At 55.5% G+C, this 15,132-nt stretch carries 13 protein-coding genes; 4 read left to right on the top strand and 9 right to left on the bottom strand.

Features of this window, described 5'->3' with window-relative positions:
* Nucleotides 1-9: 9 nt before the first annotated feature.
* On the bottom strand, nucleotides 10-984 hold the full coding sequence (locus tag ACOSDM_RS07625; RefSeq protein ID WP_420723904.1) for an ABC transporter permease: 975 nt from the start codon (nucleotides 982-984) through the stop codon (nucleotides 10-12).
* Between the two features lie 295 nt (nucleotides 985-1,279).
* On the opposite strand from ACOSDM_RS07625, the gene ACOSDM_RS07620 reads away from it, so the two are divergent.
* Nucleotides 1,280-2,356 (top strand): NAD(P)/FAD-dependent oxidoreductase, encoded by a 1,077-nt coding sequence (locus tag ACOSDM_RS07620; RefSeq protein WP_420723903.1) that lies wholly within the window; start codon nucleotides 1,280-1,282, stop codon nucleotides 2,354-2,356.
* Nucleotides 2,357-2,366: 10 nt separating this feature from the next.
* A complete protein-coding gene (locus ACOSDM_RS07615; protein WP_420723902.1) occupies nucleotides 2,367-3,767 on the top strand; it encodes an amidase family protein in 1,401 nt (466 codons plus the stop codon).
* Nucleotides 3,768-3,773: 6 nt separating this feature from the next.
* Here ACOSDM_RS07615 and ACOSDM_RS07610 read toward each other — a convergent pair whose 3' ends face one another.
* Genes ACOSDM_RS07610 through ACOSDM_RS07595 form a run of 4 tightly spaced genes read right to left on the bottom strand, consistent with a single transcriptional unit; the run spans nucleotide 3,774 to nucleotide 8,279 of the window.
* The gene (locus ACOSDM_RS07610) at nucleotides 3,774-4,364 is read right to left on the bottom strand and encodes a LysE family translocator (RefSeq protein ID WP_420723901.1); all 591 of its coding nucleotides are present in this window, start codon (nucleotides 4,362-4,364) and stop codon (nucleotides 3,774-3,776) included.
* A complete protein-coding gene (locus tag ACOSDM_RS07605; protein WP_420723900.1) occupies nucleotides 4,365-5,522 on the bottom strand; it encodes an iron-containing alcohol dehydrogenase in 1,158 nt (385 codons plus the stop codon).
* 3 nt (nucleotides 5,523-5,525) lie between these two features.
* Entirely contained in the window at nucleotides 5,526-6,908 is a 1,383-nt protein-coding gene (locus ACOSDM_RS07600) for an aldehyde dehydrogenase family protein (protein WP_420723899.1), read from the bottom strand.
* A gap of 6 nt (nucleotides 6,909-6,914) precedes the next feature.
* The gene (locus ACOSDM_RS07595; RefSeq protein ID WP_420723898.1) at nucleotides 6,915-8,279 is read right to left on the bottom strand and encodes a glutamine synthetase family protein; all 1,365 of its coding nucleotides are present in this window, start codon (nucleotides 8,277-8,279) and stop codon (nucleotides 6,915-6,917) included.
* Nucleotides 8,280-8,588: 309 nt separating this feature from the next.
* Here ACOSDM_RS07595 and ACOSDM_RS07590 point away from each other — a divergent pair, with 309 nt between their 5' ends.
* On the top strand, nucleotides 8,589-9,380 hold the full coding sequence (locus ACOSDM_RS07590; RefSeq protein ID WP_420723897.1) for an exodeoxyribonuclease III: 792 nt from the start codon (nucleotides 8,589-8,591) through the stop codon (nucleotides 9,378-9,380).
* Between the two features lie 2 nt (nucleotides 9,381-9,382).
* Entirely contained in the window at nucleotides 9,383-10,150 is a 768-nt protein-coding gene (locus ACOSDM_RS07585; RefSeq protein WP_420723896.1) for a hypothetical protein, read from the top strand.
* Here the strand turns inward: ACOSDM_RS07585 and ACOSDM_RS07580 are convergent.
* The 4 genes from ACOSDM_RS07580 to ACOSDM_RS07565 form a co-directional block, all read right to left on the bottom strand.
* The gene (locus ACOSDM_RS07580; RefSeq protein ID WP_420723895.1) at nucleotides 10,147-11,664 is read right to left on the bottom strand and encodes a M81 family metallopeptidase; all 1,518 of its coding nucleotides are present in this window, start codon (nucleotides 11,662-11,664) and stop codon (nucleotides 10,147-10,149) included. The genes ACOSDM_RS07585 and ACOSDM_RS07580 overlap by 4 nt on opposite strands.
* A gap of 99 nt (nucleotides 11,665-11,763) precedes the next feature.
* A complete protein-coding gene (locus tag ACOSDM_RS07575; RefSeq protein ID WP_420723894.1) occupies nucleotides 11,764-12,243 on the bottom strand; it encodes a YHS domain-containing (seleno)protein in 480 nt (159 codons plus the stop codon).
* A gap of 130 nt (nucleotides 12,244-12,373) precedes the next feature.
* Nucleotides 12,374-13,351 carry a PAS domain S-box protein gene (locus ACOSDM_RS07570; RefSeq protein ID WP_420723893.1) on the bottom strand — a complete coding sequence of 326 codons (978 nt, stop codon included), beginning with the start codon at nucleotides 13,349-13,351 and terminating at the stop codon, nucleotides 12,374-12,376.
* Between the two features lie 184 nt (nucleotides 13,352-13,535).
* The gene (locus ACOSDM_RS07565) at nucleotides 13,536-15,110 is read right to left on the bottom strand and encodes a peptide chain release factor 3 (protein ID WP_420723892.1); all 1,575 of its coding nucleotides are present in this window, start codon (nucleotides 15,108-15,110) and stop codon (nucleotides 13,536-13,538) included.
* Nucleotides 15,111-15,132 lie beyond the last annotated feature (22 nt).

The raw sequence follows: 15,132 nt of genomic DNA, 5'->3' as shown, positions 1-15,132 counted from the left end.
AGCGCCTCCTTATCTTGGGTGCAGAAGGCGCGGATTGCTGACAATCGTCACAATATCGGCCGTTAGGTTAAGCAGAACATAGGTCGCAGCAAAAATCATCACGCTGGCCTGCACCAGGGGAAAATCCCGGAACTTCACCGCATCGACAAGAATTTTCCCAAGACCTGGATAATTGAAGACAACTTCGACAATCACCACACCGACAATCAGATAGGCCAGGTTCAGGGCAATCACGTTGACGATGGGCGCCAGAGCATTGGGCAAGGCGTGTTTCACGATAATTCTGGAATTCGAAATGCCCTTCAGCCGGGCCATCTCAATATAAGGACTGGCCAGAAGATTGATGATCGCCGCCCGCGTCATGCGCATCATATGGGCAACCACTACAAGAGTCAGCGTCAGGGCGGGCAGGAACATCATGTGCGCCCTTGTCCAGAACGGCGTATCCACATTCACCGTGGCCATAGCTGGAAACAATGGCGTCCCATCTGCGCCAATGGCCGAAATCGATAACAACAGAATCAAAATGTACGCGACGAAAAATTCCGGAAAAGAAATCGAGGTCAGGGTGAAAACGTTCACCAGTCTGTCATACCAGCTGTACCGATACAGCGCAGCCAGGATACCAAGTAACAATGACAGGGGCACTGAAATCGCAGCCGCGAAACCCGCCAGAAACAATGTGTTTTCCAGTCGCACACCAATGACTTGGGCAACATCACGCTTGTTGGATAACGATTCCCCAAAATCGAATTGAACCGCGTCTTTTACCCATATGCCGTATCGGACGATGAAGGATTCATCCAGGTGATTGCGAAGGCGACATTCATTAACTGTTTTTTCTGTCGCCTGTTGCCCATAGAAAGCCTGACAAAAATCACCTGGCAGGGTTTCTAACATGCCAGCAATGATCAAACTGACAACAAACAGCGTGGCCACACCAAGTCCAAGCCGTTGAGCAATCGTTATAAAAACTCTATCCATCTGCTCGAATCTCCCCCAAGCAAATAGGCGCTACCATCGCCTGAAGTTAGGCGACTTATACAAAAACACCGCGATGCGATGTCATCTATGAATTCCCAGCATTCATCCCGTTCCCGCAACTTTGTGCGGATATTTATTCGATACGAACTGTTAAACCAGATCGCTCGATTGGTGTAAGTGTAACACCAGCTTGGGAAAAATGTCTTTCTTTATTTTGAATGCAACTTGGTACTTTTCATCGCACCCCTTCCGCATGCTAGGCTGAGGTCGTAATTTTCTGCTAAGGATGCCTTGTATGACCACAAAAACCGCTATCGTTGTTGGTGCCGGAATCATTGGCGCATGTCTGGCCTATCGTTTGGCGCGTGCAGGACTGCATGTGACGATCGTAGACGCCGGACAGGCTCATAATGGGGCCTCAGGTGGCTCCTGGGCGTGGCTGAATGCCGTTTCAGCCGGTGATAAATCCTATTTTGACCTGCGTCAGGCCAGCCTGGCTGCCTATCACGATCTGGAAAAAGAACTATCGGGGCGCCTGAAGATTGATTGGACAGGCGCGTTGATATGGGATCCTGGCCTATACTCCCCCAAGGTTGTAAACGCCCCGCAAAAGAATTGGGGCGGAAATGTTAAAACTGTCACAGCCGATGAAATTCGTGCGCTGGAGCCCCTCCTGACATCCCCACCCGATGGTGCTCTGTTTTCAGCTGATGATGGTTTGGTCGATGGTGCATATGCGACCCGAACACTGATTGAGGCAGCGCAATCTATCGGGGCACGCTGCGCTTTTGGTCGGCGCGTTAAGTCAATGATCCATGAGAATGACCGCATCACCGGCGTCCAAACTGATTTCGGTGCCCTCTATGCGGATGTGACCGTCCTGGCGGCGGGAACTGGAATTTCGGATCTGCTGGCCGAGCACGCTATCCCCCTGCCAACAGCGAATCGGGCCGGTCTTTTGATTACCACGGCCCCGGTTACCAAACGAATGACCCGCGCGTTGTGGTCCGACACGGTGCATGTCAAGCAATTGTCCGATGGTCGGCTGGTAATTGGTGAGAATGATCACGCTCCCGGTGCGCTGGACAACCCAGAAGCGACCATTACTCAAATGATTGAAACGACGCAGAAACTATTGCCCGCCCTTGGTATGCTGAGTGTGGAACGCACCACGATTGCAACACGCCCCATCCCGGGGGATGGTTTCCCGGTAATCGGCGCGATTCCGTCCCTTCACGGCGCCTATATCGCCATGATGCATTCCGGCTTTACGCTGGCAGCGATTACCGCGAAGCTCTTGTCGCAGGAAATTCTAAATAACGAGGAGTCCCCCCTGCTGGCCCCCTATCGCCTGTCGCGTTTTGCGCAGTGAAGGATTTTACATGACCGATACATCCGATCTATGGCGGCTGTCTGCTGCGGACCTGGCATCTGGAATACAAAGCGGCACATTTTCAGCACAGGCCGCGACAGAAAGTGCGTTAGCGCGACTGGCCGCAGTAAATCCCAAGCTGAACGCCGTCGTGACAGAAATGCCCGACGAGGCTATAGCCGCAGCGAAAGCCATAGATCAAGCCGTTGCGAAGGGCGACCCGGTGGGATGCCTTGCAGGGGTTCCCGTAACGGTGAAGGTCAATGTCGATCAAAAGGGTCATCCAACAACCAATGGCCTGACCCAGCAGAAAGACCTGATTGCACAGGAAGACAGCCCTGTTGTCGCCAACTTGCGCAAGGCCGGGGCTGTCATCATCGGGCGCACCAACACACCGGCCTTCTCTCTGCGCTGGTTCACAAAGAACAATCTGCATGGCACAACAAAAAACCCGCGCGATCCTGGCCTGACGCCGGGAGGATCTTCCGGGGGCGCGGCGGCAGCCGTAGCCTCCGGGATCGGTGCCCTGGCGCATGGGACGGATATCGCAGGATCAATACGCTATCCCGCCTATGCCTGTGGCATTCATGGCCTGCGCCCGACAGTAGGACGGGTTCCAGCCGTGAACTTCACCGCCCCCGATCGTCATATTGGCGGACAATTGATGGCTGTATCTGGCCCAATAGCGCGCACAATCAAAGATTTAGAGCTTGGCTTTAAAGCGATGAGTGCGCCAGATATTCGCGATAGCTGGTATGTCCCTGCGCCAGCAGCAATGCCGGATTTGCCAAAGCGTGTGGTCCTGGCCAGCGCACCGGAGAATACATCTGTTCACCCGGATGTCATTGCTGCCTTACGCAAGGCCGCCGATCAATTGAGTAATGCCGGATGGGATGTGGTCGAAGGCCCCTGCCCACCCTTGCGCGCCGCTGTGGCAGCTCAGGTGACCTTGTGGCTTTCGGAATTCAAACGTGGCGCCCTGAAGGCCCTGGAGAAAGAGGATGAGGCGGATTCTAAATTCGTCTATGCGCAACTGGAACGCCACGGCGGTGTGCCTGATTTCAATTCTGTGATGGATGCGCTGCAATTGCGCGCACAGTTGGTCCGTGAATGGCAGATGTTTTTGCAGGAGAACCCGATTGTCATTCTGCCCGTATCCCTGGAGCCCCCTTTCCCGGTTCAATTGGATGTGTCCTCACCCTCAGGGTTTGATCGTGTTTTTGAAGCACAGTTAACCCAGGTCGCGCTGCCCTTCTTTGGGGTGCCCGCCCTGACGGTCAGCACTGGGTTCAGCGGAACGGCACCGATTGGCGTGCAACTGGTTGGGCCCCGCTATCGCGAAGACCTGCTGTTCGCCGCCGGGGCTGTTATCGAAAGCGGCGGTGTTCCGCCCAGCCCTATCGATCCGTGACGCCAACTACAGTTGAGAATACACCGCCAGGCCGACCACGGTCAGCATCGATAGGGCCATCGCCACATTGATGATGAATTGTGTGCGGTCTGACAGGTCCAACCGATGCAGGGTGACCCCCGCCCAAAGCCACAGGAAATGGATCGGAACCCAGATCGCATTCATAATGGCAAATTTGATCAGGGTTTCCGTTAAGGTACTGTCGGGCATAAAGGCAAAGCCGGTAAACAGCGCTGTATTGACCGCATAAGCCTTTGGGTTAATTGCCTGCAATGCCAATCCACCAATAATGCCAGGCGGTTTGCTGCGCTGGATAAAGGCAATTTTCGACCCGGCAAAGGCGATCTTGGCCGCCAGATACAACAGATACGCCGCCGATGCGAACAACAGGACGGTGCGAATGCGTGGATCAGCCAGTATGACTGCCGCCATACCCGATACGACCGCCAGGGCGACCAGATTGGTGCCAAGCCATAACCCCAGGAGATACCGAGAACCCGCCCCGGCCCCATAGCTGGCGCCGACCCCCGCCGTCGACAGAACACCTGGACCCGGTGTGATGATCAGAAAGAATACCGCTGCGGCGAATGTCAGCACCTAGACGTCCCCATCATAGGCACGCTGATACAGGGTTTCACAATCCGCCACGGTCAGCGGAATGGGATTACCCCCCGCCGTTGGATCGACCACAGCCATTTCGGCCATGCGATGGAACTGTGCATCGTCGATACCCAGATCCTTAGAGGTTTCCGGTATCGCAAGCTTGGCGCGGAAATCAAGCACCCACTCCATAAAGCCATCAAACCCACCGGAAATACCCAGCCAGGCCGACAAACGGTCGATCTTGCCTTCAATAGCGCTGCGATTATGCCTCAGGACATAGGGCATATAGACCGCGTTCGTAAGGCCATGATGGGTATGATACAAAACGCCTGTTGGATGCGACAGGCTGTGTATCCCGCCCAGGCCTTTCTGGAAGGCGACGGCACCCATGGCGGCGGCAGACATCATATGCCCTCGTGCCTCAATATCCGACCCATCCTTATAGGCTCGCAGCAGATTGTCTTTGACCAGACGCATTCCCTCAACCGCAATGCCTTCCGACATCGGGTGATAGAACGGCGAACAATACGCCTCCAGGCAATGAATAAAGGCGTCCAATCCTGTCCCGGCGGTCAGGACAGGCGGCAAGCCAACGGTCAGCGCCGGGTCCGATATCACGACTGCAGGCAGCATTTTGGGATGAAAGATGACCGATTTAACCTGTTTTTCACTGTTGGTCACGACACCGGCGCGCCCCACTTCCGACCCGGTCCCCGCCGTCGTCGGCACCGCAACGATTGGATAAATCGCAGAGGCATCTGCCCGCGTCCAATAATCACCAATATCTTCAAAGTCCCAGACCGGGCGCGTCTGACCCGCCTGAAAGGCGATCAGTTTGCCGATATCCAGGCCGGACCCTCCGCCAAAGGCGACAACGCCATCGTGATCCCCGGCCCGAAATGCCTTGATCCCGGCTTCCAGATTAGCGTCGGTCGGGTTCGGGTCGACCTCAGAAAACAAGGCGCGTCCCAGGCCAGCCTCATTCAGGCGATCCAGCGCATCCTGTGTGATGGGCATATTGGCAAGCCCGCGATCTGTAACCAGCAAGGGGCGCAACATACCCGCCGCACGGCAGGACTCTGCCAGGTCCGCGATGCGACCGGCCCCGAATTTGATGGCTGTGGGATAGGACCAATTGGCTGTAGTGCTCATAGTTCAGGCTTTCTTTAAATGGTAAGATTTCGGACGGGTCAGCGACTGATACCCGATGATCGACAGGGCCCCGCCCCGCCCCGTGTTTTTGCATCCGGTCCAGCACAGGCCAGGATCCAGATAATCAGCGCGATTCATAAACACGGTTCCGGTTTCAATCTGTGCACCAAGAGCCGCCGCACGGGTGACATCCTGGGTCCACAAAGACGCGGTCAGACCAAATTCGCTGTCATTCATTAACGCGATGGCTTCAGCATCATCTTTGACCTTCATGATACCAACAACGGGCCCGAAACTCTCATCGCGCATCACCCGCATGTCATGGGTCACATCGACCAGAATCTGAGGCATCAGATACGCGCCGCCATCATCCTGTGGAAACAGGGCCGGGTCGATCAGGGCACGGGCACCCTTTTGAAGGGCGTCTTGTGTCTGGGCGCGAACTTCTGCCGCAAACCGCCGGTGCGCCATTGGGCCCAGCGTGGTTTCTGAATTTAGCGGGTTCCCAAGTGTATAGCCGGAAACAATGGCAACAGCCTTCTCCACAAAGGCATCAAACAACGGTTCCGCCACGTAAATCCGCTCTATCCCGCAACAGCACTGGCCGGAATTGAACATCGCCCCATCGATAAGGGTATCGACAGCAGCCTCCAGATTGGCATCTTCCATCACATAGCCCGGGTCTTTACCGCCCAGCTCAAGCCCCAATCCGGTAAAAGTTCCCGCCGCAGCGCGTTCAATTGCCTGCCCCCCGCCAACAGATCCGGTGAAGTTCACGAAATTGAACTGCCTGTCCGCGATCAGATCCGCCGTGGTCTGATGATCCAGAAACACATTCTGGAACACGTCTGCTGGAATGCCCGCAGCGGTAAAGGCAGCGACCATACGCTCCCCCACCAGAAGGGTTTGGCTGGCATGCTTCAACATCACGGCATTTCCTGCGATCAGGGCAGGTGCAACAGTGTTGATCGCTGTCATATAGGGGTAATTCCAGGGCGCAATCACCAGGACCAGCCCCTGAGGCTCGCGCAGGATGCGACGCTCGAAACGATCGCTCTCCTCAACAACCATAGGAGCCAGGCTTTCGGCTGCAATATCGGCCATATAACTGGCGCGCTCATCCACACCGCGAAACTCACCGCCATAGCGTACAGGACGCCCCATCATATGTGCCAATTCTGGCACGATTTGATCGGACATCTCCCCCAGGCGGGCGACCCCGGCGCGAACAAGATCAATCCGATCCTGCAGCGGTCTCGCCGCCCAATCCTTCTGAGCCTTCCGGGCATTCTTTATTGCTGATTTTGCCGCCTCAAGGGACAAAATCGGGCGCTCCGCAAAGACGGAACCGTCTATCGGAGAAACACACTGAACCGTTTGAGACATGCTGATTTAGGCCCTTTCGAAGCCGCGTGCGACTTCCCAGTCTGTGACACATCGATTGTATTCAGACAATTCCCAATCCGCCGCGCGCAGATAATGATCGATTACCCCATCGCCAAAAGCCGCCCGCAGCATTTTGGACTTGTTGGTGACCGCCATCGCATCCCGCAGATTATTGGGAATATGCCGTAACTTGCGCCCTTTATAGGCATCACCTGTATAGGGCTCCTCCAGTTCCAGCTTGCGTTCAATGCCATCGATCCCCGCCGCCAAAAGGGCAGACATCGCCAGATAGGGGTTCAAATCCGCCCCGCCAACGCGACATTCAACACGAATGCCCTTTGTCCCCTCGCCACACAGCCGATACCCCGCCGTGCGATTGTCGCGAGACCAGATCGCCTTGGTGGGCGCAAAGGTTCCTTCCTGAAACCGTTTGTAACTGTTCACATAGGGGGCCAGGAACAGGGTGATATCACTGGCATGGGCCAACAGGCCAGCCATGTAATGGCGCATCAGGTCCGACATCCCCATCGGGGCCTTGGGGTCATAAAAGGCGGACGTGCCATCCAGGTTCCAAAGCGACTGATGCACATGACTGGAATTTCCCGCCCTGTCCGTGTGCCATTTCGCCAGAAAGGTCAGTGCGCGCCCACGCGTCCAGGCGATTTCCTTACAGGCATTTTTGACAAAAGCATGATTGTCAGCGGTATCCAGGGCATCAGAATAATGCACATTGATTTCCTCCTGGCCCGCATCCGCCTCACCCTTGGAATTTTCAACGGGGATACCGGCACCCTGCAAGCCTGTGCGGATCGCCCGCATGACATGCTCTTCCTTCGTGGTCTGGAAGATGTGGTAATCCTCATTATAGTTGCTGATCGTCTGCAACCCGCGATAGCCGCTTTCCGCCGCTTCCTCATAGGAGGGTTCGAACAGAAAGAACTCCAGCTCTGTCGCCATGAATGCCTGAAGCCCCATATCCTTCAGGCGCGCCACCTGCTTTTTCAAAATAGCGCGCGGGGAATGGGCGATATCATTGTGGTGATGATCCTGCACATCGCACAGAACCAGGGCGGTTCCCTCCAGCCAGGGAACATGACGCAATGTCGTCAGATCCGGCTTGAATGTGTAATCACCATAGCCTGCGGCCCAATTGGTCGACGCATAGCCCTGAACCGTTTCCATCTCTAAATCTGTTGCCAGAAGATAGTTACAGCCGTGTGTTTCGTTCCATCCGCTTTCCACGAAGAACTCGGCCTGGAAGCGTTTGCCCATCAGGCGGCCCTGCATATCAACGATACAGGCCAACACGGTATCAATCTCGCCGCGTTGAACGGCGGACTTCAAATCTTCAAATGATAAATTCCCAGGCATCGACACACTCGCTTTTTATGATTTTGAGTCAGGACATGACAATTTGTCTAATCCTGTCGCCCCCATTCAGACAAGCGCAAAAGAAATCGCTAGGATCAGCCATCACGCCCCGTTACCCCACACAGCATTCATTGCAAGACCATCCATTCCTGAAATTGTTGCAATGCACCATGTATTTAGTCTCAAGCAATACCGTCTTGTCCATGACCAATTATCATGCTGTGCCGAAGTTTAAAGAACTAAAGAAAATTTGGTCAGATCGCGCTCGAAAGTCTGTCCATCCCAAGCGGTGCGCGATATAGTCCGCGCATGTTGATCGCGACCTTTAATGTAAATTCTCTTAAGGCCCGCCTGCCCCGTGTTACGGAGTGGCTGGAACAGGCCAAGCCCGACGTTGTCCTGTTGCAGGAATTGAAATGCGTCGATGATGATTTTCCACGCCTAGAGCTGGATGCACTGGGATATCGGGCGGAAGTCCACGGCCAAAAGACCTATAACGGTGTTGCCATTCTGTCGCGCCATGCCATTGAGGATGTGCGCCGGGGTTTGCCACAATTGCCGGGGCAGGACGATGGCGACGAACAGGCCCGCTATATCGAAGCAACGATCAAGGGGGTAAGGGTTGCCTCCATCTATCTGCCCAATGGCAATCCTGTCGATGAAGGCGATAAGTTTCCCTATAAGCTGCGCTGGATGGATCGTCTGGTCGCCCATGCCCGCGACACGATCCTGCCCATGGAAATGCCCGCCGTTCTGGGGGGCGACTACAATGTGTGCCCAACCGATGATGACATATATGACCCTGAAGGCTGGGCCGATGACGCCCTGTGCCAACCGGAAAGCCGCAACCGATTCCGCCAGTTGCTGAATCTGGGCCTGACGGAAGCCTATCGCGCGCTGCATCCCCATGAAGCCCACCGCTATTCCTATTGGGATTATGTTAAGGGTCGCTGGCAAAAGGATGAAGGATTGCGCATCGATCATCTTCTGCTGTCCCCTCGCGCAGCGGATATGCTGGAAGAATGCGATATTGATAAGAGCCCGCGCGGCAAGGAAAAGCCGTCGGATCATACCCCTGTCTGGTGCCGATTGAGCGTTTAGCCGTGGCGGCATCCAGGACCATCATTCTGCAAAGCCATAACTTCCAGGTCCTGCGCGGCTGGATCGGCCCCTGCGTTGACAGCGTGCGTCGCTGGACGGAACAACGGGGATATGACTACCGGTTTCTGGGCGATGAAATCTTTGACCTGCTGCCGGATGATCTGCGCCTGAAACTTCAGGACCATCTGCCCATTCAGGCGGATCTGGCGCGGCTGGTATTGTTGCGCGATGCGTTAAGCAACGGCTATGACCGTGCCGTCTGGTTTGATGCGGATTTGCTGGTTTTCGCGCCGGACTTACTGGAAATCGACAGCATCCCGGAAACCAATGCCTTTGGGCGTGAATTATGGGTCGATACCGATGTCGGCAAGCGATTGAAGACCTGGCGCAATATTCACAACGCTGCCTGCCTGTTCAGAAAGGGTGATCCTGTTCTGCCCTTCCTGATCCATGCGACGGAAAATATCGTAAACGAGGTCGCGCCAGATAAGATCACCCCGCAAATTGTTGGCCCAAAATTTCTGACCGCCCTGGATAATATCACCCGATTTGGCCGCATGAATTCGGTTGGTGCCCTAAGCCCGCTGGTATTGCACGATATCGCCAGCGGCGGCGGACCCGCCCTGGACGCCCTGCAAGGGGCTGTCCTAAAAGACAAATTGCCCACCCCCACAGCCGCCAATCTGCGCGCGTCCCTGCAGTCACCCGAAACATCGGGGCGCATGGACAGGATTGTCCAATTGCTGCTGGAAAAGCGCCGCCTGTTCTAGTCTGGTTGCCCAGGCCGCAGGCGAAGGCCGGGGCGGATGTTTCTGAAATCCAGGCTGCCCGGATCTGCATAGACAGGGCCCGGTGCGGCAACGGTCAGCACCGCACGGGCCAAGGGTGCGAAATCAGCCCGAAAATGGACGGAGCTTTTTACGACCAGAATGCCAGTCTGTGACGGTTCTATCCCAACATGGCGAAACATAGACTGATCGCCCGCCTGTTCCGGTCGCGAGGCGACAACGATATCGACACCATCGCGGTGCAGACGCACATAGGGGCCCATCTGATAGCGCGCGCCACCCCACATGGGTCCTGTGCCGGTAAAGGCGCCATTGCCCAAGGCCCTGATTTCAAACGGTCCTGATATCGGGTTATCCCCGGGAAACAATTTGCCCCCAAGATCAAAATCCACAACCGCCCCGACCGCATGGCGATGGGCGCGCTGGGCAGTCTCCGGATCATTAAACACGCCTATTGTCGCGCCACCGGGCACCTGTCCTGCGCCACCAGACAACAGCGCACGCAGCATGCCTGTCGTATCGCCGGGCCCGCCACCGCCTGGATTATCCTGCGTATCGGCTAACACGACCGGACCTGATCCCGGTTGCTGTAACAATGCTCTGGCATGATCGATCGCCTCCACCGGGGACCAGATACGGTCCCCAAACCCGGCCTCGTGCTGAACCATCTGATCCATCAGGGCATCGGCCGCACGATCCGCTGCCGCCTGATCCGTCCCATAGGCCACAAGGCCCGGTCCGATTTCGGCAATGTCTGACAGGGGAAAACCCATCGCCAGCGCCAGTGCCATCAGTTTTTTGTCACCCGCTAAAAGGCTGGGCAGCACCGAGCCATACAAATTCTTCGGTGGTTCGATATCCGTACAGCCAAAATTCAATGGGATAAGATACTCCGTGCGCCGAAAGGCTTTTGCCGGGCGGCCCCCCTGGGCGATCATTTTAAGCAAATGCGTCGCTGTGCGCGCGCCGGTTTCCCCCATATCGACATGCGGATAGGTCCGATAGATATCCAGCACATCGGCATGATGCACCATCGCCTGTGTAATATTGGCATGCAGATCCAAACTGACTGCGATAGGCAGGTCGAGCCCGACCAGCGCCCGAATGCGACGCAGCAATTCCCCTTCCCCGTCCTGCAGATGATCACAGACCATCGCGCCATGCAGGTCCAGATACAATCCATCCAGTCCCGCGCGATAGGCCACAGCCAGATCCGCAAGCATCATTTCCGATATCCGCTCAAACGCATCCTGCGTTACATGTGCCGACGGTGTCGCGGCGGACCAGCATAAAGGGATGATATCCGCCCCCGCTTGGCGCAGGATATCCAGTGCACCGGTAACTGGAATATGGACCCCGTCCACGGCGGGAAACATCGCCTCCCCCCGCACCAGTCCGGGCCAGCCGCCTGGCTCTTCAAAGGCATTGAAATCCGCCTTTACCGGCGCGAAAGTATTGGTTTCATGCTGAAACCCGCCAATGGCGATACGCGGCATACCAATCCTCACCCTGAACGCTGTGACCCTGAATGGCTCTCAGCCTAGCGTGATTTTCGTCCAGGCGCGACTGGAACTTCAGCATCCAAAAGGCACCTGTTACAGCCCCTTTTTCACATCCGGCCAGTTGCGGTCTGCGGCGGCAATGTGCCCAGCAACATCCGACAACCAGCGATCCTGAACCCCCTTGGAATAATTCAGGTACAGCTTACCGCCTTCAATCCGGAACGCATCCGGGTCTATAGCGGCCGTATAGCCCTGGCTAACAGCCCAGGCACAATATCCGCCATATTGCGGCGCATAGGCTTCTGGATCGGCCTTGAATTTTTCCAGGTTTTCAGCACTTGCAAAGCGCCAGGTCGCCCCCATCCAGTCATAACTGAAGTCGCTGCGTCCTTCGACCGCTTTCCCCTCGGTGAAATACGCAACAGGGTCCGTACCATCAATGGCAACGCCCCCAATGCTGGTGGCATTGACCTCTCCCGCTGTCGCAACCGTGGGTATGCCATTCACGCCCAGCGTCACTGTCAGCATGAAAACCATCGTCCACAGCACTCTCAAAAACTGATCTTTGCGCATGACACTCATCCTCCAAAGATATCGATATGATCCATATCTTAGCGGTTGTGGATATCATTACCAGCCACCGGGACGCCGTATCACGCAGCTGTCAGAAGATGTGTTGGACCTGTGAGAAGATGAAGGGACTTTAGCCCCACCCTTCTGTGGTTCCCTTACGGCGCGCACGCTGACTTGCGGTCTGAGTGCGAGATGGAGGGGGAGCAGCCGGCGCCGTTTTTGCTGGGCGGGGCGGCGGAGTCTTTTTCTTGGCGGGAACCTCAGAGAAATTGCTGAGATCGAACTTTTCCCCACCGACCATGTCAAAATGTGCCATGGCTTCTTCAAATTTCTTTCCAAAATCATCCGTGTCTATCACGTCAGACAGGCTTAAAGCCGTCTCACTAATGTTCAAGTCCAAATTGCTGTGGCGTTCCTTCGTAACTTCCGCAATCCGGTTGGATAGTGACTTGGGATCAATGCCTTCATCCAGCAGCAGGGAGTATTTCCCCTTCCCAATCTGTCCAACGCCACTGCCACCAGCAGCCCAGGCGCGCATGGTATGAACCAATGTGTCATTCAAAGCTCTGGCGTCTTCAGGATTGATCGCATTTTCAACAGCGTCCCAACCAACATCATACATGGCCAGATTGACACCCTCGCCGGATTTTCGCGCCGCAACGCCCATCGCGGCCGAACTGTTGGCAAAATCAAGAACACTCATCGGCTGTTCTGGGATCAGGGCTTCTGAACGGCGCGACGCCAGCGGAACCCGCTTTATCGCCAGATGGTGAATGCCGCGCCGCTGTGGGCTGCTCATCCCCGACACGCTGACCTGATGAATCTGATCGCCGTCATGACGCAGGGTAATCAACCGATCCGATGCACGCCCCGTGACCTGAAGCTTTTTCAAAAATTCGGTCAGAACAACCCAATCTTCATCAGACGCCAAACCGGCGACTTTCGTGCCCATCAATTCATTCGTAGAATGCCCCAAAAGGCTTTTTACAGAACCCGATACGAATACAATAACCCCGTCCTGATCCACTTCCATCAAGACATCCGAGGCGGCAAAGGCAAAGGCGACGAAACGGTCCCGTTGCTCAACAAGCGATAATTCCGCAGCCATAATCCGCCAGCCTTCAAATCCCAAGAAATGAGGAGTCAGTATCCTGAAACACTACTTATTATGAATATGAGTTATATTTCTGAAAATCCTGTGATGCAATAGCGACAAAACATCGCGCGCAGCGAATTTGCTATCCATGCCCCAACATATTCCAGCAACAGAGATTATTACCTAAACTTATATTTTAAGAGCGTTCCTTAACCTTGGAAAACCTGACATCCGGATTGTTCTGCAACTGGTGATTCAGTTCCCAGTAATTCCGTGCCAGGAATACAGGTGCCCCATCGCGATCCGTCGACATCGCGCTGCGGATCGCGCCCATGAATTTATCCAACACGGCTGGATCCTCCGCAGACACCCATCGCGCCGTCTCATAGGGGGCGGGTTCCAGTGTCACATTGATCCCATATTCAGCTTCAATCCGGGTTTGCAGTACGTCCAATTGCAACTGGCCGACAACACCCACGATCCAGTTCGCGCCCAATTCCGGCTTGAAGACCTGGGTCACGCCCTCCTCTGCCAGGCTTTCCAGCGCTTTCTTCAGATGCTTGCCCTTCATGGGATCATCCAGGCGCACGCGGCGCAGAATTTCCGGTGCGAAGTTCGGAATACCCGTGAAGCGCACATCTTCCGCTTCGCTGAGCGTATCGCCGACGCGCAGTGTGCCGTGATTTGGGACCCCGATAATGTCCCCCGGATAGGCTTCATCAGCGATTTCACGGTCCTGGGCAAAGAACAGGATCGGGTTATAGATCGCCATCGGTTTCCCCGACCGCACATGCTTCAGCTTCATGCCGCGCTTAAACTTGCCGGAACACAGGCGCACGAAGGCGATGCGGTCCCGATGGTTCGGGTCCATATTGGCCTGAACCTTGAAGACAAACCCTGTCACCTTCTCTTCAGATGGGTCAATTGCACGCTTATCCGTCGGCAGGGATCGGGGCGGCGGAGAATACAGGCTGATCCCCGACAGTAAATGTCCGACGCCAAAATTGCGCAAGGCACTGCCGAAATAGACCGGCGTCATATGCCCTTCCAGATAGGCTGTCAGATCAAATTCAGGACAGGCCGCGCGCACCAGTTCCGCCTCTTCCCGTAATTTGGAAAGTTGCGCTGCCGGAATTACATCGGCCAGCTTGGGATCATCCAGACCACCGACCTGTACCATCTCGGTCCGGTCTTCCCCCATCAGCAGTACGCGATCATTGATCAGGTCATAGCACCCTTTGAAGTCGCGACCAGACCCGATTGGCCAGGCCACAGGGGCGACATCCAGCGCCAGTTCATCGGCGATCTGATCCATCAGTTCGAACGGGTCGCGGGCTTCCCGGTCCAGCTTATTGATAAAGGTCGCGATGGGCATGTCCCGCAGGCGACAGACTTCAAACAATTTTCGGGTCTGGGGTTCAATCCCCTTCGCGGCATCGATCACCATGACCGCACTGTCAACGGCTGTCAGCGTGCGATAGGTATCTTCAGAAAAATCTTCGTGGCCCGGCGTATCCAACAGGTTGAAGATCACCCCGTCGCGGATAAAGGTCATGACCGACGTGGTAACCGAAATACCGCGTTGTTGTTCAATCTTCATCCAGTCAGACCGAGCGCGGCGGCGATCGCCCTTCGCCTTAACCTCCCCCGCCAGATGTATGGCACCGCCGCGCAGCAACAGTTTTTCCGTCAGCGTGGTCTTACCCGCATCCGGATGGCTGATGATCGCAAAGGTGCGCCGATGCGCGACCTGATCAGAGAGTTGAGACATTATCGGAACCTTATGATGTAAC

The sequence above is a fragment of the Hwanghaeella sp. LZ110 genome (genome assembly GCF_048892525.1).
Classification (GTDB): domain Bacteria; phylum Pseudomonadota; class Alphaproteobacteria; order UBA8366; family Aestuariispiraceae; genus Pacificispira.
The sequence above is the reverse complement of the archived record's forward strand: the minus strand, read 5'-3'. Positions and strand labels throughout refer to the sequence as shown.